This window comes from Streptomyces sp. NPDC029014 (assembly GCF_055564695.1).
In genome coordinates, this window is record NZ_JBVHVT010000036.1 from 1 (window position 1) to 25602 (window position 25602).

Below are 25602 nucleotides of genomic sequence, written 5' to 3' on the forward strand. Positions count from 1 at the left end.
CCTCCCCCCCCCCCCACCCCCCCCCCCCCCCCCTCCCCCCCCCCCCCCCCCCCCCCCCCCCCCCCCCCCCCCCCCCCCCGGACCCGTGTCCGGCGGTGCGCACACCGTTCGCGGGCGGTGCGGAAACCGGTTGCGGTCCCGGCCGGAGCGGGGCTAGGAAGAACGGGTGATCCAGGGACGACTGGCCGGGCTGCGCGCCCGGCACGCCGATGACGTCGCCGTACTCCACGCCGAGCTGTACGAGGACGTCGCGACCCGCTCGCGCGCCGACTCGCGGCCCTGGCGGCCGCTGGCGGCCTCCGGCGGCCACTCCCCGTACGAGCCCGCCGCCCCGGCCGACGACGCGGCCGTCTTCTCCGTGGTCGAGCGGGCCTCGGGCGAGCTGGCGGGGGAGGCGCTGCTGTGGGGCATCGACACCCACAACCGCTGCGCCCACCTCGGCATCTCGCTGCTCCCCGGGAACCGGGGTCGCGGGCTCGGGGCGGAGACCGTGCACCTGCTGTGCCGGTACGGTTTCACCGTGCGCGGGTTGCACCGGCTCCAGGTGGACACCCTCGCCGACAACACCGCGATGATCAGTGCGGCGCGACGGGCGGGCTTCACCCTGGAGGGCACCCTCAGGCGGTCCGCCTGGGTGTCCGGGGAGTTCGTGGACGAGGTCGTCCTCGGCCTGCCCGTCGACGAGTGGAAGCAGCCCTGACGGGATCCGTACGACCGTCGCCGGTGCGCCACGGCTGTCCAACAGTGGCCCCTGGCGCGGGTGTTGCCCGTGCGTTAGCGTGCGGCCCCGGAGTTGGGGGAGGCTTGGTGACACGTCGCGACAACACGTCACGCGCGGGAACCGGCTGCGCGGGCTACCTGCTGCTCAACGTCGTGGGGCTGGTCGGCTGCCTGATGGCCCTCCCCGTCCTGCTACCGGACCTGATGGCCGAGCAGTCCCCGCCCCTGGAGGTGGAGGGCGCCGGCAGGTGGGCCGTCGTCTACGGCGTCCCGGTGGCCGCCGCGTGCGTGCTCACCGCCGTGGCGGGCGGGGCGGGGCGCTTCCTGTGGTGGCTGTTCCTGCTGCGGACCGTCGTCCTCCTGGTCGCCGTCGCCGGGGCCGTGCTGTACGCCGAGGCGCGGGTGGCCGGGCAGCCGTGGAACGTGCGGGCCCCGGTCGAGGCGCTCGCGGGCGGGCTCGCGGCCCTCGCCGTGCACCTCGTCGTGCGCCGGTGGGACAAGCGGCGCGGTGCCCGCCCCCTCGCGGGCGAGGTGTGGCTGGCCATGGTGCCGCTGCGGGAGGACCCCGAGCGACAGCTGCGGCACTACTGCGTGGTGCTGCAGACCGGCTCCGGCGCGGCGCAGGTCGCCCAGATCACCAGCAAGGACAAGGACGGGCGCCGCGACCACATCCGGATCCCGAACACGGGCTGGGACGAGGTGTCGGGCCGCCCGCACTGGGTGGAGATCGGCCGGCAGCCCCGGGTGGTGCCGTACCGCAGGTTCCTCAAGTCCCGCCCCCAGGGCCGCTGCCCGGATGCGGTCTGGGCACAGCTCCGGGCCCGGCGGCCGGCGCCGGCCGCAGCACCCGCGTGGGCCGGTGCGGCGGGCCCGCAGCGGGCGGCGGCCCGGCTGCTGCGGCTGGTGCTCGGCCGGAACCGCGGCTGACCGGGGCCGCGTACCCGCCCGCCGCTCAGAGGCGGTGCACGCGCTCCCCGGCCAGTCCGAGCGGGAACCGCCCGGCCGCCAGGATCCGCACCCCGGGGGCCGCGGCGAGCAGCTCCCCGAGCCAGGACAGCGCCTGCGGGGTGAGGAACTCGCCGCCGTCCAGGACGAGCAGCATGTCCCGTTCGGCCAGCCACGAGAGGGTGCTCGCCGCCCCGCAGGGCAGGAACGCCATCCCCGGGACGCGGCCCAGGGCCGCCGTCAGCTCGCCGACGCCGAAGCGGCCGTCGACGCGGACGACGGCGGTGCCGTCGCAGAAGTTGGACGCGAGCCGCTCGGCCATGTCCCGCACCAGCAGGCTCCGCGGCTCCCGGAACCGGCCGGTCACGGTCAGCACCCTCCCGCGCCGCACGGCGGTGAGCAGCCTGGACAGTTCGTCGGACGTCGCCGGGAGCGTTCCGGCGCGACCTGGTTCCCTCATCGGCACGATGCCCCCCATTGCATGCGTGTCCATGCGCGGCCAAGGGTGGATTCGGGCCGCGTGTCGCTGATTATCCGCCACTCCTGACGCAGTGCCAGGGGAATGACCCACTCCGGAGAAACGATCCGCCCGTCCGCGGCCGTCGTAACCCTCCTGGGCCGCGCGCTGTACGCGCCAGGGTGAACGGTTGTCCGGGAGACGGTAATCGGCTCTACTGCTCTTCAGCCCGGACCCCCGGGAGGGCTCCAGGGAGGACACGCACCATGAGAGCGGACCGGACCACGGGCCGGCACGCGCAGCCGCAGGCCGGAACCCGAGCCGAACGGCGCCGCGCCTCGCACCGGCGCCGGCGCGGCTTCCGCCGCCGGCCCCTGCTGACCCTGCTGCTGTCCGGCTTCCTGCTCCTCGGCGTCTTCGCGGCCGGCCTGGCCCTCGACCCCTTCACCGCCGGGGCCGGACAGGACACCGCCGCCCCGCGCACCGGCGAGCCCCGGACCGCCGCCCCCGGCGTCTCCGGCGGCTCCGGCGCGGGCGGTCGGGACGGCCCCGCCCCCGCCCCCGGCGCGGGCCAGGACGGCCCCGGCAAGGGCAAGGCCCCGGCCCCGGTCCCGGACTCCGGTGATACCGGCGACCACCGGCCCGCCGGCGCCCTCCCGTTCGACATGCCCGAGCCGGCCGCCCTGCGCGCCGCGGCGGGCCCGGGCCGCAAGCCGGTGTTCGCCCACTACTTCACGCCGTACCCGCTCTCCCTCGACAACGTCCGGGCCGACCAGGACTACTACACCCGCAACTACCTGAACCCCGACGGAGAGAAGGGCAAGCACGAGCGGTACGGCGGCCTGCTGCGCGACCGGCCCCTGCCCGTCAAGCCGAAGAGCGGCGACTGGGAGCTCGCCAACCTCCGCCAGGAGGTGCGCACCGCCCGCACCGCCGGCCTCGACGGGTTCACCCTCGACCTGCTCTCCCTCAGCGGGCAGCACTGGGACCGGGCCAACCTCCTGATGGAGGCGGCCCGTTCGGTCGACCCCGGCTTCAAGATCATGCTGATGCCGGACATGACCTCGCTGACGACCGACGACCCGGCCGTCCTCGCCGACGCCGTCGCCGCCCTCGGCAAGGCCCCCGCCGCCCACCGCCTCGGCGACGGCCGCCTCGTCGTCTCCCCCTTCAAGGCGGAGGCGAAGGACCCGGCCTGGTGGAGCCGCTTCATCGACCTGCTGAAGTCCCGGCACGGCATCCGCACCGCGCTCGTCCCGACCTTCCTCGACTTCGACTCCCACCACGAGCGGTTCGCGCCGATCAGCCACGGCTTCTCCGAGTGGGGCTCGCGCAGCTACGTCGGCCAGGAGGGCGCCGCCCGCGACGTGCGGCGGGCGCACGACCTGGGCAAGGTGTGGATGCAGCCCGTCTCCGTCCAGGACGCCCGCCCCAACCAGGGCGTATACGACGAGGCCGGCAACACCGCCACCCTGCGCACCACATGGACCCGCGCCATCGAGGACGGGGCCGACTGGGTCCAGCTGACCACCTGGAACGACTACTCCGAGGGCACCCAGTTCGCCCCCTCCGTGCACAACGGCCACGCCTACCTCGACCTGACCTCCTACTACCTGACCCGGTTCAAGACGGGCAGCTGGCCGGAGATCGTCCGCGACACCCTGTACGTCACGGCCCGCACCCAGTTCGCCGCCGCCGACCCCGCCGGCAACCAGTCCCTGGTGATGTCCCTGCGCAAGGGCAGCGCCGCGGCCCGCGACACGGTGGAGGTGCTCAGCTTCCTGACGGCACCGGCGACCGTCCGCACCCGGACGGGACCGGCCACGGGCACGTACGAGGCCCCGGCCGGGCTTCACTCCGCGCTGCTGCCGCTACGGACCGGCACCAGCGCGGCGGCCGTCGTCCGCGGCGGGAAGACGGGCGCCCGGGCCGAGCTGCCCGTGCCCGTGCAGCGCACGGTCAAGGTCCAGGACCTCCAGTACCACGCCGTCACCAGCGGCCGCAGCTGACCCGTCACCAGCGGCCGCGGCCCCGCGCGGTGGGCCACCCTGGCGCGATTGGCCCTTCCGGCCCGCCCCGCAGCCGCCGATGATCCGGAGACGACCGCACCGTCCACTCCGCGGAGGATCCGTGACCCAGCCGACCAGCGACGCACCGCACGCCGCCCCGTCCGTGTTCCCCGGCGGGCCCGGGCTGTTCCGACTGGACCCGGGCATCGCCCACCTCAACCACGGTTCGTTCGGCGCCGTCCCCGTCCCGGTCCAGGAGGCCCAGGCCGCACTGCGCGACGAGGCGCACGCCGACCCCGACGCCTTCTTCATCGGCGCCCCCGACCGGATCGCCGCCGCCCGCACCCGGGTCGCCGCCCACCTGGCGGCCGACCCCGACGGCATCGCGTTCATCTCCAACGCCACCGAGGGCGCCAACCTCGCCCTCGCCGCCGTCCCACTCGCCGACGGCGACGAGATCCTGGTCACCGACCACGGCTACGGCACCGTCACCGCGGCCGCCGCCCGCCGGGCCCCCGTCACCACCGTGGCCCTGGACCCGACCCTGCCCGACGAGGACGCCGTCCGCGAGACCGTCCTCGCCGCCCTCACCCCCCGGACGAAGGTGGCCGTCCTCGACCACATCAGCTCGCCCACCGCCCGGGTCCTCGCCACGCCCCGGCTGCTCGCCGACCTCGCCGCGCGCGGGATCACCACCGTCGTCGACGGCGCCCACGCCCCCGGCATGCTCGCCGACCCGCTCGCCGTCGGCGCCGACTTCTGGTTCGGCAACCTGCACAAGTGGGGCTACGCCCCCTCCGGCAGCGCCGTCCTCGCCGTCGCCCCCGCCCACCGCAGCCGGATCCGCGCACTGGTCCCCTCCTGGGAGGACCCGCAGGGCTTCCCCCGCTCCGTCGAGAACCGGGCCACCGCCGACTACACCGGCTGGCTCGCCGCCCCCGAGGGCCTGGACCTCCTGCAGCGGCTCGACCCCGCCAAGGCCCGGGCCCACAACGCCGCGCTCGCCGGCTACGGCGCGGAGCTCCTCGCCGCACTGCCCGGGATCACCCCGCTGCCGTACACCGAGGGCCTGGCGATGCGCTCGTTGCGGCTGCCGGCCGGGCTGGCGGGCACCCCGGACGAGGCCCGCGCCCTGCGCGAGCGGATCGCGGCCGAGCAGGGCATCCGGGTGCTGATCTGGCCGTGGCCGGGCGGCGGCGGCATCCGCGTGTGCGGTCAGCTGTACAACCGCCCCGAGGACTACGAACGCCTCGCCGCCGTCCTGCCCCCCCTCCTGAAGTGACCGGCCTCAGCCGCGCCTGAGCAGGTACGTGTCCATGATCCAGCCCTTGCGGGCGCGGGCCTCGGTCCGCAGCTCCTCGATCCGGCCGGAGACCTCCGCCAGCTTGCCCTGCACCAGGATCTCGTCCGGCGTGCCGACGTACGCACCCCAGTAGATGTACAGGTCCTGGTCCAGGTGGGCCGTGAAGGCGTGCCGCGCGTCCAGCATCACCACCACGTCGTCCGCGTCGGCGGGCCAGCCCTCGGCCAGCCGCCGCCCGGTGGTGATCTGGACCGGCCGCCCCACCCGGTTCAGGGTGGTGCGGTGCCGGGCCAGCAGCGCGGAGATGCTGCTGACGCCGGGCACCACCTCGTGCTCGAAGGCCACCCGGCCCCGCTCCAGCACCTCGTCGAGGATCGCGAGGGTGGAGTCGTACAGCGAGGGGTCGCCCCACACCAGGAACGCGCCGGTCTCACCGTCCGCGAGGTCCTCGGCGACGAACCGCTCGAAGATCTCCGCCCGCGCGCTGCGCCAACCGTCGACCGTCGGCGCGTACGCGGCCGGGGTCCGGTCCCGGTCCGGGTCCCGGCCCTCCACGATCCGGTGCCCGGGGCGGGCGTGCGCGGCGAGCATCTCGCGCCGCAGCCCCGTCAGGTCCGCCTTCTCCTCACCCTTCTCCAGGATGAGGAACGCGTCCGCCGCGCCGATCGCCCTGACCGCCTGCAGGGTCAGGTGGTCCGGGTCGCCCGCGCCTATGCCGATCACTGAGAACTTCTTCACGCGGCTATTCTGCCTTCCGTGCGCGCCGCCCTGTTCGTCACCTGCGTCAACGACGCGCTGTACCCCCGCACCGGGACCGCCGTCGTGCGCCTGCTGGAGCGGCTCGGCGTCGAGGTGGACTTCCCCGCGGCCCAGAGCTGCTGCGGCCAGCCCCCGTACAACACCGGCTACCGGCGCGAGAGCGAACCCCTGCTGCGGCGCACCGCCGAAGCCTTCGCCGGCCACCGCTACGTCGTCACCCCCTCCGGCTCCTGCGCCGCGATGATCCGCACCCACTACCCGCGCATCGGCCGCCTCGCGGAGCGGGAGGGCCGCGGCCCCGGGACGACCCGGCTCGCCGAGGACCTCGCCCCGCGCGTGTACGAGCTCACCGAGTTCCTCGTCGACGTGCTCGGCGTGACCGACGTCGGCGCCTACTTCCCGCACACCGTCACCTACCACCCCTCCTGCCACGGCCTGCGCGGCCTCGGGCTGGGGGACCGACCGCGCCGGCTGCTCGCCGCCGTCAAGGGCCTGGAACTGGTCGAACTGCCCGGCGCCGAGGAGTGCTGCGGCTTCGGCGGCACCTTCGCCGTGAAGAACCCCGACGTGTCCGCGGCCATGGGCGCCGACAAGGTCGCCGCCGCGGCGGCCACCGGCGCGCAGGTGCTCTGCGGCGGCGACAACTCCTGCCTGGCCCACCTCGACGGCCTCCTGCGCCGCCGCGGCACCGCGCTGCGCACCCTGCACCTCGCCGAGATCCTGGCCTCGACGGAGGAGGACCCCCTCGTATGACGGGCACGTTCGTCGGCATGCCGGCCTTCCCACCCTTCCCGCCCTTCCCCGCTGCCGCGCGCGAGGCCGTCCGGGACGAGGTGCTGCGCGCGAACCTGCGGCACGCCACGCACACCATCCGCGGCAAGCGGGCCCGCGCCGTCGCCGAACTCGCCGACTGGGAGCGGCTCCGCGCCGCCGGCAAGGCGATCAAGGACCACACGCTGCGCCACCTCGACCACTACCTCCTCCAGCTGGAGGAGTCCGTCACGGCCGCGGGCGGCACCGTCCACTGGGCGGCGGACGCGGCCGAGGCCAACCGGATCGTCACCGACCTGGTCCTCGCCACCGGCGAACGGGAGGTGGTCAAGGTGAAGTCGATGGCCACCCAGGAGATCGGCCTCAACGAGGCCCTGGAGGCCGCCGGGATCGCCGCCTACGAGACCGACCTCGCCGAGCTCATCGTGCAGCTCGGCCGGGACCGCCCCTCCCACATCCTGGTCCCCGCCATCCACCGCAACCGCGCCGAGATCCGCGAGCTGTTCGCCCGGGAGATGGGCCGCTGGGGCCGCCCCGCCCCCGAGGGCCTCGGCGACGACCCGCGCGAACTCGCCGAGGCCGCCCGCCGCCACCTGCGCGAGAAGTTCCTGCGCGCCGGGGTCGCCGTCTCCGGCGCCAACTTCATGGTCGCCGAGACCGGCACCATGGTCGTCCTGGAGTCCGAGGGCAACGGCCGGATGTGCCTGACCCTCCCCGACACCCTGATCTCGGTGGTGGGCATCGAGAAGGTCGTGCCGACCTTCCGCGACCTGGAGGTCTTCCTCCAGACGCTGCCGCGCTCCTCCACCGCCGAGCGCATGAACCCGTACACCACCATGTGGACCGGCACCACGGACGGCGACGGCCCCTCCGCCTTCCACCTGGTCCTCCTCGACAACGGCCGCACCGACGCCCTCGCCGACGAGGTGGGCCGCCAGGCCCTGCGCTGCATCCGCTGCTCGGCCTGCCTGAACGTCTGCCCCGTCTACGAACGCGCCGGCGGCCACGCCTACGGCTCCGTCTACCCCGGCCCCATCGGGGCCGTCCTCAGCCCCCAACTGCGGGGCACCGGCAGCGCGATCGACGCCTCGCTGCCCTACGCCTCCACCCTGTGCGGGGCCTGCTACGAGGTGTGCCCCGTCGCCATCGACATCCCGGAGATCCTCGTCCACCTGCGCGAACGGGTGGTCCAGGGCGGCCCGGTGACCCGCGGGGGCGTCCGCGTGCGGCTCCGGCCCGCACACGGCCACACCGCCGAGCGGGCCGCCATGCGCGCGGCCCGACTCCTCCTGGACCGCCCGGGCGCGCTGCGCGCCGGGGAACGCCTGCTGGCCCGGGCCCGGCGCATCCGGCCGCGCCGGCTCCCGGGGCCGGGGCGGGCCTGGACCGACAGCCGCGAGCTGCCGCAGCCGCCGCCCGAGCCCTTCCGCGACTGGTGGGCCCGGGAACGCGGCGACCGCGCCCCGGGCGGCCGGGACCGAGGGGGCCGGGACCGAGGGGGCCGGGCATGACCAGCAGGGACCGCATCCTGGGCCGCATCCGCCGGGCGATCGCCGCGGACCCCGGCCGGTCGGGCGGCCCGGACCGGACCCGCCCGACCGAGGACCCCGTCCCGCGGGACTACCTGCGCGTCCACGCCGACCGCAGCCGCGCCGAGAGCGCCGACCTGCTCGCCGCGAACCTCACCGAGTACCGGGCCCTGGTCCACCGCGCGGAGGAAGCCGCCCTGCCGGCCCTGCTGGCGGCGCTCCTGGACGACCGGGGCGCACGGACGGTCCTCGTCCCGCCGGGCCTGCCCCCGCACTGGCTCGCCGCGGCCCGGCAGCAGCGCGTTCCCGACCTCGCGCGGACCACCCCGTACGAACTGGACGCCGTGGACAGCGTGGTGACCGGCTGCGCCCTCGCGATCGCCGAGACCGGGACGATCGTCCTGGACGGCGGTCCCGACCAGGGCCGGCGGCGCATCACCCTCGTCCCCGACCACCACGTCTGCGTGGTCCGCGTCCCCGAACAGCTGGTGGACTCCGTCCCCGAGGCGCTCGGGCGCCTCGACCCGGCGCGCCCGCTGACCTGGATCTCCGGCCCGTCCGCCACCAGCGACATCGAGCTCGACCGGGTGGAGGGCGTGCACGGCCCCCGGACCCTGGAGGTCGTCCTGGCCACGCCCTCCGCACAATAGGAGCCATGTCCGCACACATCGCCCTCACCGCTCTCCTGGTCCGCGACTACGACGAGGCCATCGACTTCTACACCCGCGCGCTCGGCTTCACGCTCGTCGAGGACACCGCGCGCCCCGACGGGTCCCGCTGGGTCGTGGTCCGCCCGCAGGGCGCCACCGAAGCCGCGCTGCTGCTGGCCCGCGCCAAGGACGGGGCCCAGCAGGCCCGGGTCGGCGACCAGACCGGTGGCCGCGTCGGCTTCTTCCTCCACACCGACGACTTCGCGCGCGACCACGCCCGCATGACCAAGGAGGGCGTCCGCTTCATGGAGGAGCCGCGCCACGAACCGTACGGCTCGGTCGCGGTCTTCGAGGACCTGTACGGCAACCGCTGGGACCTCCTCCAGCCTGCCGGGGAGGCCTAACCCCCAGGACGCCCGGGAATACCGGGGACGTCCGGCGCACCAGGGACATGAGGGGCATCGGGGGCATCCGGCGCGCCGGGGTCGTCCGCGAGCAGGCGCGGTGCCTCGGTCGCGGCGTCGACGGGCTCCCCGGCCTCGACCCGCCGGGCCAACTCCCGCGCCCAGGCCACCAGCCCCGGCACGTCGATCCCGTACGCCTCCGGCACCGGGGCGGGATCCAGGGCCGCGGCCCCGCGCCGCAGCAGCCGGGCCCCGCCCACGGCGTTCCCGCGGGCGGCATGGGTCAGGCCGACCGCCAGCTGCGCGAGACCCCGCCACAGCGGCGCCTGCGGGGCGGGCCCGGACTTCCAGGCGTCCTCGAACACCTCGTGCGCGTGGAACGGCATCCCGGCGTCCAGCAGTCGCTGCGCCTCCCCGACCGTTTCCGCCGGCGTCCGCACCACCCCCTCGGGCTGGCGCGGCACGCCGGCCTCCCCGTAGGGCAGCGGCCGCCCCAGTCCGTCCCGCGGCCGCGCGCTCCGCGCCCGCCCGGCGGCGTCCCGATCCCGTCCGTCCATGCGGTCATCCTGCCCCGCGACGGATACCCGTGCATACGCACCCCTCAACGTGGGGTAATGTTCTGCATGTGCCGCCGGGACGGCAAAACCCCAAGTGGGAAGCCCCGCCGGAGCACATCGGGACGTGGCGCAGCTTGGTAGCGCACTTGACTGGGGGTCAAGGGGTCGCAGGTTCAAATCCTGTCGTCCCGACTTTTCGGAGTCGTAAGTCGAAGGCCGTTCTCTCATCCGTGAGGGGACGGCCTTTCGTGCATTCCGGGACGGTCCGCCATCCTCGGGTCCGCTCCTACCCCCTCCGCTAGCATGTTCGAGTCAACGCTGACCAAGTTGAGTCATGAACATCGGCTGAAGAATTGATATCTGCGGAACCGCGAGTGCTCTCGCGAACGGACGGGGGAAGCGACTCCGCTGCACGGCGCCGGCCGCGGGTCGTGCTGTGGGCCGCGGTGGGCACGGTGGCCCTCGGCTTCCTCATCGCCCTGGAGATCGCTGCGCGCGGCTACGGCGAGCCGGGGCCGATCACCGCCCAGGCGCGCGAGGTGATCTTCGCCCCCGCATCGGGCACGGTGCTGTACGCCAGCATGATGTTGATGCTGGTGGTGCTCACCTGGCGGCAGCGGTTCCTCGCGGTCGGCGCCGCGATCGCCGTCGACCTGGTCTTCTGGCTCGTACGGTGGGCCGTCGGCGCCGAGATGATGTACGGCAACGGAGCGCTGTGGGTGACCCTGGCCTGTGCCGTGATCGCCGTGACGCGCCGCACCGGGCGGGAGCGCGTCCTGCTGCTCCAGGGCGTGGGGCTGGCCCTGCTGCTCGTGGCCGGCCGCAAGACCGGCTACACCTGGCTGCTGATCACGTCGAAGACCCGCCCGATGGTGCTCGACCAGTACGTGGCGACCGCCGATCACGCCCTGGGCAACCCGTCATGGGTGGCGGGCCGGATCGTCGAGGCCACCGGCACGGTCGGCGCCCACGTCCTGGACTGGGTCTACGTCCAACTCGCGGTGGCCGCCGTCATCGTCGCCCTCTACCAGCTGCGCAACGTGGCGGTCGAACGCCGCTTCCCCGGCCACCACCTGGTGCGCACCTTCCTGGTGATCGGGCTGCTCGGGCCGGGCATCTACATGGTCTTCCCGGTGGTCGGCCCGATCTTCGCCTACGGCGCCGACGGGGGCCACTGGGCGCTGGCCGACCTGTGGCCGAACACGCCGTCGCCGGTCGGTACCCCGCAGCCGATGCCCTTCGACGGGGTCACCCCGCGCAACTGCATGCCCAGCCTGCACACGGCGTGGGCCACCGCGATCTTCCTGCATTCCCGCAGGGGCCCGCGGGCCCTGCGCTACCTGGGCACGTTCTGGCTGGTCACCACGCTCGGTGCGACCCTGGGCTTCGGCTACCACTACGGCGCGGACATCGTCGCCGGCGTGGTGTTCACGCTCACGATCGACGCGGCGATGCGCTCGCTCGACCGCGGCTGGGACCGGGCGGGGATCCAGCTGGTCTGCTACGGCTCGGCCGTGTTCGTCGGGCTCCTGGTGGCCTACCGCTACCTGTCGCAGGAGATGGCCGCACACCCGTGGGTGTTCGGGCCCCTGGTCCTGCTCGCGATGGCCTCGGTGGCCTACGGCTACGTACGCACCGGCAGGCGGGGGGAGCAGGGGACGGGAGAGGTGCGGCTGCCGGAACCGCGACGGGAGCGGCAGCCCGAACCGGTGTGAGGCGGGCGGCACGGGGTCGGTGCGCCGGCGCGGGTGCCGGCGCACCGGACCGTCAGCGGAAGTTCGCCGTGATGCGCTGGAGCGGGACGAACTTGAAGTTCTGGTTGCCGCTCGTGCCGGGGGAGCCGTTGGAGCCGTCCTGGCAGACGAAGACGCCCTGCGGGAAGGCCGGTCCGAGGTCGGCGGCGGTGGCGTCGATGCCGTCGGTGTCCTCGCAGTCGTCGGCGGCGGTGCCGTTCGCGACGGAGAACCGGCCCAGGTAGGCGTGGCTGGTGCGGTCGTAGACCGTGAAGTCGTTGCTGCCCTGGGAGGAGACGAAGATCCGGTTCCCGGCGGCGGTGATGCCCTCGGTGTCCGCGGTGATGTGTCCGCCCGAGCCGGTGGAGTCGAGCTTGCTGCGGCCGGTTCCGGCGGTGGGCTCGGCGCCGTAGATCCAGACGCCGACGTCCTCCTCGCCGAGGTAGAGCTTGCCGGTGGTGTCGTCGGCGTAGCAGCCCTCGACGGCGGAGCCCGCGTCCCACAGGCGGACCGAGGTCGCGGTCACGGAGTTCCCGCTAACGGCCAGCTCCCACTGCTCGACGCGGCCGGAGGTGGAGTTGGGGAAGGCGTACAGCTTGCCCGAGACCGGCGAGGAGTACAGGCAGATGCCGTGCGCGGTGACCTCGGTGGGGACGTCCTTCAGCCGGGTCAGCTTCCGGGTGCCCGGGTCGATGCGGTAGACGTGCATGGCGCCGTTGCCGCCGGCGGCCTCGTCGTCCGCCGAGACGACGATGTTGCCGCGCAGGTCGACGTTGTTGCCGTAGTCGCCGCTGATCCGCTGGATCCGCGCGCCGGTCATGTCGTAGACCTCCAGCGCGCCCTTCTTGTCGGTGGCGACGACCACAGACTTGGCTGGGTCGGTCGGGTGGACCCAGATCGCGGGGTCGTCGGCGGCGTCCCCGCTGTGCGAGACGGGCGCGGTCTCCACGGTCGCGGTGACGGAGGCGCCCGCCGCCTGCGCGGGCGCGGCGGGGACGAGCAGTGCGGCCAGGACTGCGGCGGGGAGGGCCGCGCGGCGGACGGAGACGGTGATGGACACCGGGTTCCCTTCCGGTCGGGGGGTGGACAGGGGGAGGTTAGGTATCCCCGACGAGCCCTGGATGAACGCCACTTGAACCTGCGGTGAGGGCTGCGGCGGCCGCGAAGAGCCGGGCGCAGCGCTGGGTCATGGCCTCCGGGGACTGCTCGGGGTGCTTCACCCACCAGCGGACGAGGGTGGAGACCAGGTCCCGCCAGACGTACTTGAGCGCGTCGGCGTCCAGCGGGTCGGTGGATCCGGCCGCGCGCAGCACGTCGGCGGTGCCCTCGGCGGCGAGCCGGTCGATCGGCGCGCGGTACTCCGCCGCACGGCGGACGGCCTCGCCGTCCGCGGGCAGGGAGGGGTCGTAGAGGACGAACCAGGCCTCCCGCCGCCCCTCCAGGGCGGTGAAGACGCCGTGCAGGACGCGCAGCGGCGTGGGCGGTACGGCCCCGGCTCCCGCCCCGCCCGGCTCCATCGCCGCCCGGACGGCGCCCAGGAGCCGGTCCCCGACGGGGACCAGGCAGGCGGTGTACAGCTCCTCCTTGGTGCCGAAGTACTGGTGCAGCAGCGTCTTGGTGACGCCGACCCGCGCCGCGATCGCGGCGAGCGAGGCCCCCGCGTAGCCGCTGGTGCCGAACTCCTCCGTGGCGGCGGCCAGGATCTGCTGCCGGCGCTGCTCCCGCGGGACGCCCTTGGTGCCGGCCTTTGAGGAAGGGGTTGCCATACCCCCATATTATCAGTAAGTAATTTACCGCTCGGTAAATTCACTCCGTCTCCTCCGACGACTCCTTGGAGCACATCCCATGGACGGCACCACGGGCACCACCACCACGACCGTCGCCCCCACCGCCGCCGCACGGCCGGCGTCCCGTACCCGCTCCTGGTGGGGGTGGGGGTTGGCCGACGCCCACCCCGGCGACGCCGAATGCGTCGCCATGGGCGCCCTGCTCCCCGGCACGCTCGCCCGCCCCCTGCCCGTCCCGCGCGTGCGCGACCTCGGCATCGGCAGCCCGGCCGTGGAGGCACCGCAGAGCCTCGCCCACCTGGTCACCGCCGACCCCGCGGACCGCGCCGCGCACGCCATGGGGAAGGCCTACCGCGACGTCGTACGCGCCCTGCGCGGACGCCCCGGACGGACACCGGACCTCGTCGCCCGCCCCACGGACGACCGGGAGGTGGCCGACCTGCTGGACTGGGCCGGGGAGCTGGGGGTCGCGGTCGTCCCGTACGGCGGGGGCTCGTCCGTGACCGGCGGCGTCGAGTACCGGGGCGACGCCCACCGCGCCGTGCTGTCCCTCGACCTGACCGCCATGGGCCGCGTCCTGGAGGTGGACGTCGCCGGCCGGGCCGCCCGGATCCAGGCCGGCGCGCTCGGCCCGAGCCTGGAGGACCAGCTGCGGCCCCACGGGCTGACGCTGCGCCACTTCCCGCAGAGCTTCGAGTTCTCCACCCTCGGCGGCTGGCTCGCCACCCGCGCCGGCGGCCACTACGCGACCGGCCGCACCCACATCGACGACTTCGTCCAGTCCATGAACGTCGTCACCCCGGCCGGAACGAGCACCTCGTGGCGGCTGCCGGCCTCCGGCGCGGGGCCCTCGCCCGACCGGTTGTTCCTCGGCTCGGAAGGGGCGCTCGGCGTCATCACCGAGGCCTGGGTCCGCCTCCAGCGGCGTCCCGTCCACAAGGCGTCGGCCTCGGTGGCCTTCACCGACTTCCACGACGCGCTCCGCGCGGTGCAGGCCGTCGCACAGTCCGACCTGGCCCCCGCCAACTGCCGCCTGCTGGACGCCGGTGAGGCCGGGCTCGCCGGCGCCGCGCAGGACGGGTCCGCCGTGCTCGTGCTGGGCTTCGAATCCGCCGACGCGCCGGTCGCCGCCCGGCTCGACCGGGCCCTCGACCTGGCCCGCGCCCACGGCGGACGGCACGAAGCGGTCCCGGCCGCCGGGGCCGGAGCAGCCGCCGGGGCCGGACCGGCCATCGGGGCCGACGCCGCCGTCAGCGCCTGGCGGGCGGCCTTCCTGCGGATGCCGTACCTGCGCGACGGGCTGGCCCGGATGGGCGCCGTCGCGGAGACCTTCGAGACCGCGGCCACCTGGGACCGGATCCCCGGCCTGATCGAAGCGGTCCGCTCCGAGGTCGGCGCGGCCGCCCTCAGGGCCACCGGCCACCCCGCGACCGTCAACTGCCGGCTGACCCACGTCTACCCCGACGGCGCGGCGCCCTACTTCACCGTCCTCGCCGCCGGGCGGCCCGGAGACGAGGCCGCCGTCTGGGACGAGCTGAAGGCCGTCGCGAGCGAGGTCCTGCACCGCCACCGGGCCACGGTGACCCACCACCACGCCGTCGGCCGGGACCACCGCCCCCACTACGACCGCCAGCGCCCGGATGCCTTCGCCCTGGCCCTGCGCGCCGCGAAGGGCGCCCTCGACCCGCGGGGGATCCTGAACCCGGGCGTCCTCGTCGACTGAGCCCGCGGCGCACCGCCCCCGGCCCCGGCCCGGGCCGGTCACCGGCCGCGGGCCCGTGTCCCGGCCCGGCTACCGCGTGCGCAGCCGGGCCGGCCGGCGGCGGGAGATGCGGGACCTGCGCCCGGACAGGGCCGGCGCGGCCAGCGCGAAGGTCACGGTGATGTGCGCCCCGCCCAGGGGGCTCCGGCCGATGCGCATCGACCCGCCCGTGGCGGTCGCGGCCCGCTGCGCGATGTCGAGGCCCAGCCCGGTGGAACCGGTGCTGCTCCCGCGGGAGAGCGCCCGCTCCGGCTCGGGGATACCCGGCCCGCCGTCCTCCAGGACCAGTTCCACGGCCTGCGCCGTGCGTACGACGTGCACGCCGAACGGGGTACCGGGGGCGGTGTGGCGGAAGATGTTGCCGATCAGCGCGTCCACCACGGCGGCGATGTCGTCGTCCGAGAGGCCGACGGCCGTGGGCTCCGGAGTGAGGTCGACGGAGCAGGACCGGTCCTGCTGTTCGGCCAGGACCGCCCAGAACGCGGTCCGGCGGCGGACCACGTCGGCCACCTCGCAGCGCGGTCCGGCCCCCTCCGGCGTGCCCGCGGAGCGCACCCCGCTCGCCGTGGGGGTTTCCGTGCCGAGCATGCCCTGGCCCATGGGGCCCACCGCGAGCGGGGTGCGCGCCGCGGCGATGATGGCCTGGAGCTCCGTCTCCAGTTCGCCGACGGCCGCCTCGACCCTGGCCGACTCCGGTGTGCCGGCCATCCGCTCCGACGCCAGGTGCAGGGCGGTCAGCGGGGTGCGCAGCCGGTGGGACAGGTCGGCGACCAGTTCGCGTTCGACGGCGAGCAGTTCGGTCATCCGGTGGGCCATCGCGTTGAAGGCGACGCCCGCGTCCCGCAGTTCCTTCGGGCCCATGGGATCGACGCGGGTCTCCAGATCGCCCTGGCCGAGGGCGTGCGAGGCCTGCGCGAGCCGCTTCGAGGACCGGACGACCTTGGCGCCGAGGCGGTCGGCGACCAGCACCGAACCCGCGATCAGCCCCACGGCGAGGAAGCACATGACCGCCCAGGACTCCATCACCCCGCGGGTCAGCTCCTCCTCGGGGACGAAGTTCTCGATGACGGCGACCCGGTCGCCCGGGAGCACCACCGGCTGCAGGCAGATCCAGCCGCCCGGGATCTCCCGCGAGATGGACTCGCGTCCCTTCTGCGCCCGTTCGAGCAGGGCCGCGGGGGCCTTGGAGCTGCCGAGCGGCCCGGAGTCCGGCAGGTGGACGACCAGGTGCTCGGCCGCGTCGAGGCTGGCCGCGGACTCCCGCAGGGCGGCCGGGTCCGTGGTCAGCGTGAGGACGGGTGCCAGGGCCGCGGCGCGCTGTTCGGCCGCGGTGACGCCCTGCTCCTTCACGAGCGACATCACCAGGGCGGCCAGCGGAATGAGGAAGGACAGCGCGACCATGGAGGTCACGGCGAGCGCCACTCCGGCCAGTGAGCGTCTCACCGCGGAGCCACCAGCTTGATGCCCACGCCGCGGACGGTCAGCAGGTAGCGCGGGGCCGCCGCGCGCTCGCCGAGCTTGCGGCGCAGGGACGACAGGTGCACGTCGACGGTCTGGTCGTCCACGTACGGCTCGCGCCACACCTCGGTCAACAGCCGGCGCTTGGAGACGACCTGGCCGGTGTGGTGGGCGAGGAACGCCAGCAGGTCGAACTCGCGGCGGGTCAGGCGGAGCTCCCGGCCGGCCAGGTACGCGGTGCGCGCGCCAGGGTCCACCGTCAGTTCGCCCACGGTGGTGGCGCGCAGCGGTTCCGCCGCCGCTGCCGCCACCGGCGCACCCGCCGCCGTGGGACCGCCGGCGGGCACCTGGCCGGTGCGCCGCAGGACGGCGGACAGACGGGCGATGAGCTGGCCCCCGGAGAACGGCTTGACGAGGTAGTCGTCGGCGCCCGCGTTGAGGAGGCTGATGATCTCCCGCTCGTCGTCGCGGGCGGTGGCCACCAGCACGGGCACGGAGGAGATGCCCCGGATCATGCGCAGGGCGTCCCCGCCGTCCAGATCGGGCAGTCCGAGGTCGAGGACCACCGCGTCGACGGGCGTCTGGGTGACCTCGCGCAGGGCGCCGAACCCGTCGGCCGCGCTGCGCACGGCGAACCCGTGCTCCGCCAGGACCTCGATCAGTGACTGGCGGATGCTGGGGTCGTCTTCCACGACCAGGACGCTGGGCATGGGGACACCTTAGGGGCTCGGCCGACCGTGGTCTCGTGCACCCTAGCGGGCATCGAACACCGGTCCGTCGGCGGTGACGCGCAGGCGGACGGGGCGGTCGGAGACCGGGATGGTGCAGCCCTCGCGCTCGCTGCAGCTCGCGTAGCCGAGCAGTACCGTCGCCTCCCCGTTCGCGTCGGCGCGGACGGGCAGGGTGGTGGTGACCGGACCGTCCGGGTAGACCGGGACCGGGGCGCCGACGCCGGGCACGGTGATGGACCGTACCTTCGCGGCCGCCGTCAGCTTGCCCTCCGCCTTGAGGGCGCCGGTGACGGACACCGCCGTGGGCCGGCCCACCCCCTCGATGCCGTCGGTCGGCAGGTCGGTGCTGTAGAGGTGGAAGCCCTTCTCCTCGGGGGCGAAGACCGCGGTGAGGGTGCCCTTCGAGGCCTGCCAGTCGGACACCGAGAGGGTGACGGTGACCCCCTTCTCGCTGAAACTCGTCCTGGGCCCGGACGCCGAAGGGGACGCGGACGCGGGTGCGGTGGCGGGTGCTGCCGGTGCGGCGGCGGCTCCGGTGTCCGCCGCCGGCTGGCCGCCGCACGCCGTGAGGGCCCCCAGGGACAGGAGGGCGGCCGCGATACGGGCCTGCCGGGCACGTCCGACCTGCGGGGAAACGTTCATGTGTGCCTCTGTGTCAGGTGGGTCAGGTTTGTCGGGTGATACGGGATCGGTTCGGTACACGGCCCGCGGTCGCGCGGCGGGGCGGAGGCGGCGCGGGGGCGGAGCGCCGCCCTACAGGGCCGGGCTGAAGTCCGCGCTCCACAACTGGAGCACGTACACCAGGTCGTTCCACACGCCGGTGGCGAGCAGCGCGCCGACGAGTACGAGCATGCTCCCGCCGGTCCGCAGGACCCACGGGTAGTGCCGCTTGACCAGGCCGAAAGCGCGCAGCGCCCGGCGGAAGGCCAGCGCGGCCGCGACGAACGGCAGGCCCAGCCCCAGACAGTACGCGGCCATCAGCAGCGCCCCGCGGGCCGCGCTCGCCTCGGTCCAGGCGAGCGCCTGGACGGCGGCCAGCGTCGGGCCGATGCACGGCGTCCAGCCGACCGCGAACACCGCGCCCAGCAGCGGGGCTCCCGCGAGCCCCAGCGCGGGACGACGGTGGCTGCGCAGCTCCCGCTGGGTGAGGCCGGGCAGGAAGCCCATGAAGGACAACCCCATGAGCACGGTGAAGACGCCGAGCACCTGGGTGACCGCCTCCTGGTGGGCCAGCAGGCTGCGCCCGGCGTAGCCGAACAGGGCGCCCCCGGACACCAGGACCGCGGTGAAGCCGAGGACGAACAGCAGCGCCCCGCCCACCATGCGGCTGCGGTGCCCGCTGCGCGGGTCGGCGAGGTCGGCGACCGACAGGCTGGTCACGTAGCTGAGGTAGCCCGGGACGAGGGGCAGGACGCAGGGGGAGAGGAAGGAGACGAGCCCCGCGACGAGCGCCACCGGGGCGGCGACGAGCAGGGTCCCACTGACGAGGGAGGGGGCGTCCGCGACGGCGAGGACCGGTTGCGCGAGGGGAGTCATGACGGCTCCCCCGCCAGGCGCGCGAGCAGGGGCCGCAGCTGCTCGCCGGTGACGGCGCCCCCGATCCCGGCGGCGATGCGCCCGCGCCGGTCGATCACCAGGGTCGAGGGGATGGCCTGCGGGTTGAGCAGCGCGGGCGGGAAGCGGAGGAGGAGTTCGCCCGCGGGGTCGTGGAGGCTGGGGAAGGTCACGTCGTGGTCCCGTACGAAGGACCGGGCCGCGGCCCGGTCCGGGTCCCGGATGTTGATCCCGAGGAACCGGACCCCGTCGGCCCGGGTCTGCCGGCTGAGCAGCTCCAGGTCGTCGGCCTCCGCCCGGCAGGGGCCGCACCAGGAGCCCCAGACGTTGAGGACGACGACCTGGCCCCGCAGCTCGGCGAGTCCGACCGGGTTCCCGTCCAGGTCCTCGCCGGAGAGCACGGGCGCGTCCTGCCGGGCGGCGGGCTCGACGACCGCCGCCCGGGCCGCGGTCCGGACCGTACCCGCCTGCGCGTCGGCCCCATCGGCCCCATCGGCCCCACCGGCCGCGCCGCCCCGGCCGTCCGCACCGTCCGTCGCGAGGCCGACGAGGACGCAGCCGGCCGCGACGGCGAGACCGGCCGCCCCGGCCCGTACCGCTCGTCTCACGACGCCCACTGGCGGAGGAAGGCGTTGAGGCCGTCCGCGGTCAGGGACGGGTTGCCCGTGGCGTGGGTGTCGGTGCGCACCGTGCCGGACGGGGAGACGACCACCAGGACGGGCATCTTGTAGGTGCCGCCCCCGGGGCTGTACTTGCGCAGGAGCGCCGAGTTGGCGGAGCTGTTGCCACCGATGTCCACCTTGACCATGTGGTACGAGGCCCCGAGGATCGCCGCGGTCGGCGTCTGGGCGAACACCTTGTCGGCGGCCTTGCAGTTGCCGCACCAGTTCGCGCCGAAGTCGAGCAGCACCATCCGCCCGTCGGCCTTGGCCGCGCGCAGCGCCGCGTCGATCTGCTTCTGGGCGTCGGCCGCACTGTCGTAGCCGGGACCGGGCACCGAGGCCGGCGCGGCCGCCGCCGACGTACGGGCCGCCGGCTTGGCGGACGTACGGGCGGGGGCGGCGGACCCGGCGCCGCCCTGCGTCGGCGTGGCCGACGCGGAGGCGGAGGCGGACGGCGATGCGGAGGCGGACGGGGAGGCCCCGACCGAGGCTCCGGCGGACTCCGGGGCGGAGGGGAGGGCCTCCGCGGACTGGCGGGCCGCTTTCGGCGCCGCCGATCCGACGGGCTGGGAGGACGGCCCGCAGGCGGCGGTCAGGCCCGCCGCGACCACGGCCGCGGCGGCCAGCGGCAGGCGCTTGCCCAGGGCGGCGGCGGGGCGGGACGGTGTCGTACGGCGGTCGGCGCGGACGGGTCGGAGCATGCGGGAACTCATGGCGAAGACACCCCAAGGCACGGTTCGGACAGCGGGACGGGCGCGACGCCCCCCGCACGGTGGAACGGCGGCCCGCACGGTCCGCCGGGAGTCGCGTCCCGGCGCCGAGGGCCGCTCGGCTGACGCGAGCATAGGACCGCTCGGGGCCTGCGGAACCCTCTCGGCACGATCTTCAGATTGCCCTAAGGAACAGCTCACCTTCCGCTTCGCCGGAGCCCCGGAAAGGGGCAGAAAGGGGGCCCGGACGGACGTGCGGGCGAGCGGAACGGACGGGATCAGAAGGACGTCTCCCGGACGCTGGCCCTCGGCCCCGGGACGATCGTCGCGGTGACGACCGACCGGTGGTCGTCACTGCTGAAGGTGACCGTGAGGGTGTCGTCCGCGGTCTGCGCGGTGCTGGTCTTGAAGCCGCGGCCCGGGATCGCGGAGATCAGGCACACGCCCCGGCTGCCGTACCGCACGGTGACCTTGCCGCCCTGCGCGGGCACCGTGTGCAGGCCCGCTCCGCCGTCCTCGCAGTCGACGTCGGGCTTCGGCGCGGTGGCACGGGGCGTTCCGGACGCGGCCTTGGCGGGGGTGGCGCTCGTGGCGGAGGGGGAGGGCCGCTGCGTCGCCGAGGGCGAGGGGCTCGCGGACGTGCTGGGGGAGGGCGAGCCGGGCGAGGGCTCCTGGCCCGCCTGCCAGGCCGGCGGGGTCTCGATGACCGTCGGAGCGGACCGCGCGACCGGGGGCGTATGCCGGGTCGTGCCGACCACGAACTGGACCGTGAGGAGCACGGCAGTCACGCTGGCGGCCGTGCACGACAGCCATATGAGCAGGTAACGCGGAAGTCGGGGCACGGCCCCATAGTGGCCGACGCCCCGGCCTGCCCGACACCGGCTCCCCCCGAAGCGCCCCGACGACCGGGGGGCGCTCGGGGCCCCGCGGCGCCGCCCGACGCCGACGTCCCCCGGACCCGCGGACGGGTCGGGGGGACGTGACGGTGGGGTTGCGGGGGGTGGCGGTACGGGGGACGTGGGGGGATGAGGGTCGGGCGGGAGGGGGTGGGGCTCCGTTACCTGGAGGCGCCGAAGTCCTGGGTCCACCACGGGCCGCCGTCGCCCTTGTGGACGCCTATGCCGATCTCCTTGAAGGCGCAGTTGAGTATGTTCGCCCGGTGGCCGGGGCTGTTCATCCACGCCTTCATGACCGCGTCGGCGTCGGCCTGGCCGCGGGCTATGTTCTCGCCCAGGTTGGACCACTTGTAGCCGGCGGCCTCGACCCGGCTGGTCATGGTGGAGCCGTCCGGTCCGGTGTGCGACATGACGCCGGCTCGGGCCATCGTGTCGCTGTACGCACGTGCGGCGGCGCTCAGCTTGGAGTTCGTGCTCAGCGGGCCGCATCCGGCCGCCGAGCGCTCCTTGTTGACCAGGGCGAGGACCGCGGACTCGGCGTCGGCGTTCACGGTGCCGCCGGAGCTTCCGGAGCCCCCGGATCCGCCGGACCCGCCCGAGCCCGAGCCGCCGGATCCACCGGATCCGCCGCCCGTGGCCGGCTTGCCCGCCGGCTTGTCGCCCTTGTTCGACGCCGACTTGGCCGCCGTGCCCTCCTCCTCGCCCGCGGGGGCCGAGGCGGAAGCGGATGCCGAGGCGCTGGCGCCGGGCGTCCCGGACGGGCTCGGACTGGCCGAGGCCGAGGCCTCGGTGGTGGGGGCGCCGGGGGTCGGGGCTGCGGTGGTCGACCCGTCGCCGGCACCCGCCGCGGACGCCTTGCCGGTGGGGCCACCGGCCCGCTGGTCGACGCGGCCGTCACCGTCGGAGTCGGCCACCGCGACCCCGACCGCCACCGCCGCGGCCGCCGCGGTGACAGACAGGACGATGCGGGTGCGCACCGTCTTCCTCCGCCGGGCCTCGGCGCGGGACGGGGTTCCGGTGGTTCGGCTGCGGCTCATGCCGGTGACACCTCACTAAGCAGGGGAAGTGGAACTCCGTCCGAGCCTAGGGCGGTGACCAGCGGAAAAACCCACCTGGAGGGGTTCTTCAGGTTCCCTTAAGGAAGCCCGAAGGGTCGACACAGGAACGAGCCGGGCAAACCCGCCGAATCGGAACTCCCGGCGGGCGCGCAGGGGTTGGCGCCGGGTCGGCGCCGTCAGCCGCCGAAGTCCGGGAGGACCAGGGAGCCGTCCTCGGCGAGGGTGAACCCGGGGTTGTGCGCGATTTCCCAGGCATGCCCGTCGGGGTCGGTGAAGACGCCCGAGTAGAAGCCGATCGCGTTGACCGCGGCGGGCCGGGTGACGGTTCCCCCGGCGCCCGCGGCGGCGTCGAGGACCGCGTCGACCTCGGCGTCCGTACGCACGTTGTGGGCCAGTGCGATGCCGCCGAAGCCGGCCGCCGGCGGGGCGTCGCGCAGACCGCAGTCGGCGGCCAGCCTGGCGCGGTCCCAGAGCACCAGGGCCAGGCCGCCCGCCTGGTGGAAGACCGTCTCCTCGACCTCGGTGCCGCGCCAACCGAGCGCCGTGTAGAAGCGCTTGGAGCGGGCGAGGTCCGATACGCCCAGGGTGATCAGGCTGATCCGCTGTTCCATCCCGCCACGGTAGCGGCCGGGCGGGGGCCGCGTACGGAAGGCGGGCGGGGTCAGGGCAGGAGCTGGCGTACGAGGGCGTCCGCCGCCCACTCCTCCCAGCGGGCCGGGCTCCAGCCGCGCCGGGTGACGAGCAGGTCGTAGGTTTCCGGGCCGAGCACGGTCACCGCGATGTCGGCCGCGGCCGCACGGTCGTGGCCGGGCCGCAGGGACCCGCCGGCCTTCTCGTACAGCGCCTCGGCGAAGCGGAGTTGGACGGCGTGGCGTTGCTCGTGGTTGAGCCGCCACAGCTCGGCGAGCTCCGGATCGGCGGTCGCGGCGCCCCGGACGACCTCCAGGACGGGCGCGGCCCGCTCCAGGATGCGCCGGGCGCCGGCGGCCTGGAGGGCGAGCTGGGCTGCGGGGTCGGGTTCGTCGAGGACCTCGCGGGCCCAGGGGCGGTCGAGGGTGGCGACCGGATCCGCGTCACCGGCGACGGCGGTGTCCAGGAGTTCCTTCAGCAGCGCCCGCTTGTTGCCGAACGTGAAGTACACGGTCTGCACGCCGACCTCCGCGGCGCGGGCGATGTCCTCGACCGTCGTCCCGGTCCAGCCCTTCTCGGCGAACAGCCGGGCGGCGGCGTCGCGCATCCGCTGCCGGGTGCGGCGGGCCTTCTCCGCGCGGGTCAGGGGTGCGGTCACCGGTTCTCCTCGGGTCCCGGGAACTTTGACTGTAGTGAGACTACAGTGTAATTCACTGGAGTATGACTACAGCGAAATCGGGTCGCGTCCTGGTGGTCGGCGGCTACGGCGCCGTGGGCGCGACGGCGGCGGGCGCGCTCGGCGACTGGTTCCCCGGGCGGGTCGTCGTAGGCGGCCGCGACGAGGCGAGAGCACTGCGGCTCGGCGGCGTCCGCGTCGACGTGACCGATCCGGCCGGGTTCGGGCGGACGCTCGACGACCTCGGCGACGTGGCGGCGGTCGTGCTGTGCGTGGAACCGCCCGATGCCGGTGTCGCCCGGGCCTGCCTCGGCCGCGGTGTCCACCTGGTCGACGTCGGCGCCACCCGGCGGCTCCTCGACGGCGTCGCCGAGCTGGACGGGGCGGCCGTCGACCGCGGGGCCACGGCCGTGCTCAGCGTCGGCGTCGCCCCTGGACTGACCAACCTCCTCGCCCTCCGGGCGCACGAGGCCGTCGGCGGCGCGGAGCGCATCGACCTGACCGTGCTGCTGGGCGCCGGCGAGCGGCACGGCGCCGATGCGGTCCGCTGGACGGTCGAGCACCTGGCCGCACCCGCCACGGCCCACCCGCTGCGGGCGGAGCTGCCCGGGTACGGCCCGCGCACCGCGTACCCCTTCCCCTTCTCCGACCAGTACACGCTGCCGCGCACGCTCGGAGCCGCGCGCGTGACGACCCGCCTCTGCCTGGACTCGAGACCGCTGACCTCCACGCTCTTCGCGCTGCGCGGGGCCGCCCGCCGACCGGCGGTGCGACGGGCCCTCACCGCCGTCTTCCGTCGGGTCCACGCGGGCGGGGACGGTTTCGCCGTACGGGTCGACGCCCGACGCGGCGACCTGCACGCGGCCTACGCGCTCACCGGGCGGGCGCAGGGCCGCGTCACCGGACTGGTCGCGGCGCACGTCACCCGGGAGCTGCTCACCGGCGCCCTGCCCGCCGGGGTCCACCACATCGAGCGGCTGCCCGCCCTGGCCCGGCTCCCGGAGGCGCTGGCCGCGTACGGGGTCGCCGTCCGGCGCCTCGGCGGCCCGCCGGAAGGGTGACGGGCGGGATCCCCGATCGCCGCACCACCCCCCTGGGACCTCCTCGGAATACCTCGGAATACCCCTGGGGGGTATATGGTTTGCGGTGTGGGGAGCAGGGCACGGGCCCTGCACCGGACGGACATGGGGACGAGGGTCATGGGCGACAGCGCACACCAGCACCACTCCGCCGCACACCAGCACGACGCCCGCCGCGACGCGGGCGGGGCGGGCCACACCGACCGCGCGGGCCACACCGGCCACGCGGGCCACTCGGACCACGGGGAAGGCCGCGGCGGTGGCGGCGGCGCCTCGTGGGGGACGGCCGCCAAGGCGACCCTGCACTGCCTCACCGGCTGCGCCATCGGCGAGATCCTCGGCATGGCCATCGGCACCGCCCTGCTCTGGGGCAACGTCGCGACCATGGTCCTGGCGATCGCCCTCGCGTTCGTCTTCGGCTACTCGTTCACCCTGTTCGCGGTCCGCCGGGCGGGCCTGGACCTCAAGGCCGCGATCAAGGTGGCGCTGGCCGCCGACACGGTCTCGATCGCCGTGATGGAGCTCGTCGACAACGGCATCGTCCTCCTCGTACCGGGCGCGATGGACGCCCACCTGGACGAGGGGCTGTTCTGGGGCGCACTGCTGGGCGGCTTCGTCGTCGCGTTCCTCGTCACCACCCCGGTCAACAAGTGGATGATCGGCCGCGGCAAGGGCCACGCCGTCGTCCACGCGCACCACTGACGGCCGGAAAAAACGCTTGGACGGCACGCGCGGCCCTGCGGGACACTGCGGATCCTGTCC

Annotated in this window: 27 protein-coding genes and 1 tRNA gene; 13 read left to right on the forward strand and 15 right to left on the reverse strand. The window is 75.0% G+C overall.

Going from position 1 to position 25602, the window contains the following annotated elements; all coding sequences use genetic code 11:
• The first annotated feature begins 166 nt into the window (after positions 1–166).
• The gene (locus ACZ4VL_RS20780) at positions 167–700 is read left to right on the forward strand and encodes a GNAT family N-acetyltransferase (RefSeq protein WP_468201859.1); all 534 of its coding nucleotides are present in this window, start codon (positions 167–169) and stop codon (positions 698–700) included.
• 107 nt (positions 701–807) lie between these two features.
• Positions 808–1647 carry a type II toxin-antitoxin system PemK/MazF family toxin gene (locus tag ACZ4VL_RS20785; RefSeq protein WP_468201861.1) on the forward strand — a complete coding sequence of 280 codons (840 nt, stop codon included), beginning with the start codon at positions 808–810 and terminating at the stop codon, positions 1645–1647.
• Between the two features lie 25 nt (positions 1648–1672).
• Here the strand turns inward: ACZ4VL_RS20785 and ACZ4VL_RS20790 are convergent, their stop codons facing one another.
• On the reverse strand, positions 1673–2158 hold the full coding sequence (locus ACZ4VL_RS20790) for a hypothetical protein (RefSeq protein WP_468201864.1): 486 nt from the start codon (positions 2156–2158) through the stop codon (positions 1673–1675).
• A gap of 230 nt (positions 2159–2388) precedes the next feature.
• Here ACZ4VL_RS20790 and ACZ4VL_RS20795 point away from each other — a divergent pair, with 230 nt between their 5' ends.
• Both ACZ4VL_RS20795 and ACZ4VL_RS20800 read left to right on the forward strand, forming a co-directional pair.
• Positions 2389–4131 (forward strand): glycoside hydrolase family 71 protein, encoded by a 1743-nt coding sequence (locus ACZ4VL_RS20795; protein WP_468201865.1) that lies wholly within the window; start codon positions 2389–2391, stop codon positions 4129–4131.
• A 121-nt stretch (positions 4132–4252) separates the two neighbouring features.
• On the forward strand, positions 4253–5413 hold the full coding sequence (locus tag ACZ4VL_RS20800; protein ID WP_468201868.1) for an aminotransferase class V-fold PLP-dependent enzyme: 1161 nt from the start codon (positions 4253–4255) through the stop codon (positions 5411–5413).
• A gap of 6 nt (positions 5414–5419) precedes the next feature.
• On the opposite strand, the gene cobF is transcribed toward ACZ4VL_RS20800, so the two are convergent.
• On the reverse strand, positions 5420–6172 hold the full coding sequence (gene cobF / locus ACZ4VL_RS20805; protein ID WP_452934979.1) for a precorrin-6A synthase (deacetylating): 753 nt from the start codon (positions 6170–6172) through the stop codon (positions 5420–5422).
• A gap of 18 nt (positions 6173–6190) precedes the next feature.
• Here cobF and ACZ4VL_RS20810 point away from each other — a divergent pair, with 18 nt between their 5' ends.
• Genes ACZ4VL_RS20810 through ACZ4VL_RS20825 form a run of 4 tightly spaced genes read left to right on the forward strand, consistent with a single transcriptional unit; the run spans position 6191 to position 9547 of the window.
• Complete coding sequence (locus tag ACZ4VL_RS20810) at positions 6191–6946, forward strand: (Fe-S)-binding protein (protein ID WP_468201871.1); 756 nt, start codon at positions 6191–6193, stop codon at positions 6944–6946.
• Complete coding sequence (locus ACZ4VL_RS20815; RefSeq protein WP_468201873.1) at positions 6943–8475, forward strand: lactate utilization protein B; 1533 nt, start codon at positions 6943–6945, stop codon at positions 8473–8475. Before ACZ4VL_RS20810 ends, ACZ4VL_RS20815 begins: the two co-directional genes overlap by 4 nt.
• Entirely contained in the window at positions 8472–9143 is a 672-nt protein-coding gene (locus tag ACZ4VL_RS20820; protein ID WP_468201876.1) for a LutC/YkgG family protein, read from the forward strand. The genes ACZ4VL_RS20815 and ACZ4VL_RS20820 overlap by 4 nt, the downstream gene beginning before the upstream one ends.
• Before the next feature lie 5 nt (positions 9144–9148).
• Complete coding sequence (locus tag ACZ4VL_RS20825; protein ID WP_468201878.1) at positions 9149–9547, forward strand: VOC family protein; 399 nt, start codon at positions 9149–9151, stop codon at positions 9545–9547.
• Here ACZ4VL_RS20825 and ACZ4VL_RS20830 read toward each other — a convergent pair.
• Positions 9544–10104: a DUF309 domain-containing protein gene (locus ACZ4VL_RS20830; RefSeq protein WP_468201881.1), complete on the reverse strand. Its 561-nt coding sequence runs from the start codon at positions 10102–10104 to the stop codon at positions 9544–9546. The genes ACZ4VL_RS20825 and ACZ4VL_RS20830 overlap by 4 nt on opposite strands.
• Before the next feature lie 118 nt (positions 10105–10222).
• On the opposite strand from ACZ4VL_RS20830, the gene ACZ4VL_RS20835 reads away from it, so the two are divergent.
• Positions 10223–10296, forward strand: a tRNA-Pro gene (locus ACZ4VL_RS20835).
• A gap of 182 nt (positions 10297–10478) precedes the next feature.
• Positions 10479–11819, forward strand: coding sequence for a phosphatase PAP2 family protein (locus ACZ4VL_RS20840; protein ID WP_468201883.1), 1341 nt, complete (start codon positions 10479–10481; stop codon positions 11817–11819).
• A 52-nt stretch (positions 11820–11871) separates the two neighbouring features.
• Here the strand turns inward: ACZ4VL_RS20840 and ACZ4VL_RS20845 are convergent, their stop codons facing one another.
• On the reverse strand, positions 11872–12897 hold the full coding sequence (locus ACZ4VL_RS20845; protein ID WP_468201886.1) for a phytase: 1026 nt from the start codon (positions 12895–12897) through the stop codon (positions 11872–11874).
• Positions 12898–12934: 37 nt separating this feature from the next.
• Positions 12935–13603, reverse strand: coding sequence for a TetR/AcrR family transcriptional regulator (locus ACZ4VL_RS20850; RefSeq protein ID WP_468201888.1), 669 nt, complete (start codon positions 13601–13603; stop codon positions 12935–12937).
• A gap of 79 nt (positions 13604–13682) precedes the next feature.
• Between ACZ4VL_RS20850 and ACZ4VL_RS20855 the strand changes: the two genes are divergently transcribed.
• Positions 13683–15347 (forward strand): FAD-binding oxidoreductase, encoded by a 1665-nt coding sequence (locus tag ACZ4VL_RS20855; RefSeq protein ID WP_468201889.1) that lies wholly within the window; start codon positions 13683–13685, stop codon positions 15345–15347.
• A 69-nt stretch (positions 15348–15416) separates the two neighbouring features.
• Here the strand turns inward: ACZ4VL_RS20855 and ACZ4VL_RS20860 are convergent, their stop codons facing one another.
• The 10 genes from ACZ4VL_RS20860 to ACZ4VL_RS20905 form a co-directional block, all read right to left on the reverse strand.
• Positions 15417–16829: a HAMP domain-containing sensor histidine kinase gene (locus ACZ4VL_RS20860; protein WP_468201891.1), complete on the reverse strand. Its 1413-nt coding sequence runs from the start codon at positions 16827–16829 to the stop codon at positions 15417–15419.
• Positions 16826–17554 (reverse strand): response regulator transcription factor, encoded by a 729-nt coding sequence (locus ACZ4VL_RS20865; RefSeq protein WP_468201892.1) that lies wholly within the window; start codon positions 17552–17554, stop codon positions 16826–16828. Before ACZ4VL_RS20865 ends, ACZ4VL_RS20860 begins: the two co-directional genes overlap by 4 nt.
• Before the next feature lie 42 nt (positions 17555–17596).
• The gene (locus ACZ4VL_RS20870; RefSeq protein ID WP_468201895.1) at positions 17597–18217 is read right to left on the reverse strand and encodes a hypothetical protein; all 621 of its coding nucleotides are present in this window, start codon (positions 18215–18217) and stop codon (positions 17597–17599) included.
• Between the two features lie 111 nt (positions 18218–18328).
• A complete protein-coding gene (locus ACZ4VL_RS20875) occupies positions 18329–19111 on the reverse strand; it encodes a cytochrome c biogenesis CcdA family protein (protein WP_468201898.1) in 783 nt (260 codons plus the stop codon).
• Complete coding sequence (locus tag ACZ4VL_RS20880; protein WP_468201900.1) at positions 19108–19737, reverse strand: TlpA family protein disulfide reductase; 630 nt, start codon at positions 19735–19737, stop codon at positions 19108–19110. The genes ACZ4VL_RS20875 and ACZ4VL_RS20880 overlap by 4 nt, the downstream gene beginning before the upstream one ends.
• Positions 19734–20504, reverse strand: coding sequence for a thioredoxin family protein (locus ACZ4VL_RS20885; RefSeq protein WP_468201903.1), 771 nt, complete (start codon positions 20502–20504; stop codon positions 19734–19736). The genes ACZ4VL_RS20880 and ACZ4VL_RS20885 overlap by 4 nt, the downstream gene beginning before the upstream one ends.
• A 275-nt stretch (positions 20505–20779) precedes the next feature.
• The gene (locus tag ACZ4VL_RS20890; protein ID WP_468201906.1) at positions 20780–21343 is read right to left on the reverse strand and encodes a hypothetical protein; all 564 of its coding nucleotides are present in this window, start codon (positions 21341–21343) and stop codon (positions 20780–20782) included.
• A gap of 215 nt (positions 21344–21558) precedes the next feature.
• Positions 21559–22434, reverse strand: a complete 876-nt coding sequence (locus ACZ4VL_RS20895) for a CAP domain-containing protein (RefSeq protein WP_468201909.1) — start codon at positions 22432–22434, stop codon at positions 21559–21561.
• Positions 22435–22631: 197 nt separating this feature from the next.
• The gene (locus ACZ4VL_RS20900) at positions 22632–23066 is read right to left on the reverse strand and encodes a VOC family protein (RefSeq protein WP_468201912.1); all 435 of its coding nucleotides are present in this window, start codon (positions 23064–23066) and stop codon (positions 22632–22634) included.
• 50 nt (positions 23067–23116) lie between these two features.
• The gene (locus ACZ4VL_RS20905; protein WP_468201915.1) at positions 23117–23743 is read right to left on the reverse strand and encodes a TetR/AcrR family transcriptional regulator; all 627 of its coding nucleotides are present in this window, start codon (positions 23741–23743) and stop codon (positions 23117–23119) included.
• Positions 23744–23805: 62 nt separating this feature from the next.
• On the opposite strand from ACZ4VL_RS20905, the gene ACZ4VL_RS20910 reads away from it, so the two are divergent.
• Positions 23806–24822, forward strand: a complete 1017-nt coding sequence (locus ACZ4VL_RS20910) for a saccharopine dehydrogenase family protein (RefSeq protein WP_468201917.1) — start codon at positions 23806–23808, stop codon at positions 24820–24822.
• Positions 24823–24960: 138 nt separating this feature from the next.
• Positions 24961–25542, forward strand: a complete 582-nt coding sequence (locus tag ACZ4VL_RS20915) for a DUF4396 domain-containing protein (RefSeq protein ID WP_468202012.1) — start codon at positions 24961–24963, stop codon at positions 25540–25542.
• The last annotated feature ends 60 nt before the right edge of the window (positions 25543–25602 follow it).

Bases quoted from the DNA above. Each gene is read 5' to 3' on its own strand.
- ACZ4VL_RS20825 (WP_468201878.1), top strand. From the start codon at position 9,149: ATGTCCGCACACATCGCCCTCACCGCTCTCCTGGTCCGCGACTACGAC.
- ACZ4VL_RS20885 (WP_468201903.1), bottom strand. From the start codon at position 20,504: ATGAGTTCCCGCATGCTCCGACCCGTCCGCGCCGACCGCCGTACGACA.
- ACZ4VL_RS20865 (WP_468201892.1), bottom strand. From the start codon at position 17,554: ATGCCCAGCGTCCTGGTCGTGGAAGACGACCCCAGCATCCGCCAGTCA.
- ACZ4VL_RS20895 (WP_468201909.1), bottom strand. From the start codon at position 22,434: ATGAGCCGCAGCCGAACCACCGGAACCCCGTCCCGCGCCGAGGCCCGG.
- ACZ4VL_RS20815 (WP_468201873.1), top strand. From the start codon at position 6,943: ATGACGGGCACGTTCGTCGGCATGCCGGCCTTCCCACCCTTCCCGCCC.
- ACZ4VL_RS20855 (WP_468201889.1), top strand. From the start codon at position 13,683: ATGGACGGCACCACGGGCACCACCACCACGACCGTCGCCCCCACCGCC.
- ACZ4VL_RS20795 (WP_468201865.1), top strand. From the start codon at position 2,389: ATGAGAGCGGACCGGACCACGGGCCGGCACGCGCAGCCGCAGGCCGGA.
- ACZ4VL_RS20910 (WP_468201917.1), top strand. From the start codon at position 23,806: ATGACTACAGCGAAATCGGGTCGCGTCCTGGTGGTCGGCGGCTACGGC.
- ACZ4VL_RS20850 (WP_468201888.1), bottom strand. From the start codon at position 13,603: ATGGCAACCCCTTCCTCAAAGGCCGGCACCAAGGGCGTCCCGCGGGAG.
- ACZ4VL_RS20915 (WP_468202012.1), top strand. From the start codon at position 24,961: ATGGGCGACAGCGCACACCAGCACCACTCCGCCGCACACCAGCACGAC.
- ACZ4VL_RS20870 (WP_468201895.1), bottom strand. From the start codon at position 18,217: ATGAACGTTTCCCCGCAGGTCGGACGTGCCCGGCAGGCCCGTATCGCG.
- ACZ4VL_RS20830 (WP_468201881.1), bottom strand. From the start codon at position 10,104: ATGGACGGACGGGATCGGGACGCCGCCGGGCGGGCGCGGAGCGCGCGG.
- ACZ4VL_RS20900 (WP_468201912.1), bottom strand. From the start codon at position 23,066: ATGGAACAGCGGATCAGCCTGATCACCCTGGGCGTATCGGACCTCGCC.
- ACZ4VL_RS20790 (WP_468201864.1), bottom strand. From the start codon at position 2,158: ATGGACACGCATGCAATGGGGGGCATCGTGCCGATGAGGGAACCAGGT.
- ACZ4VL_RS20875 (WP_468201898.1), bottom strand. From the start codon at position 19,111: ATGACTCCCCTCGCGCAACCGGTCCTCGCCGTCGCGGACGCCCCCTCC.
- ACZ4VL_RS20820 (WP_468201876.1), top strand. From the start codon at position 8,472: ATGACCAGCAGGGACCGCATCCTGGGCCGCATCCGCCGGGCGATCGCC.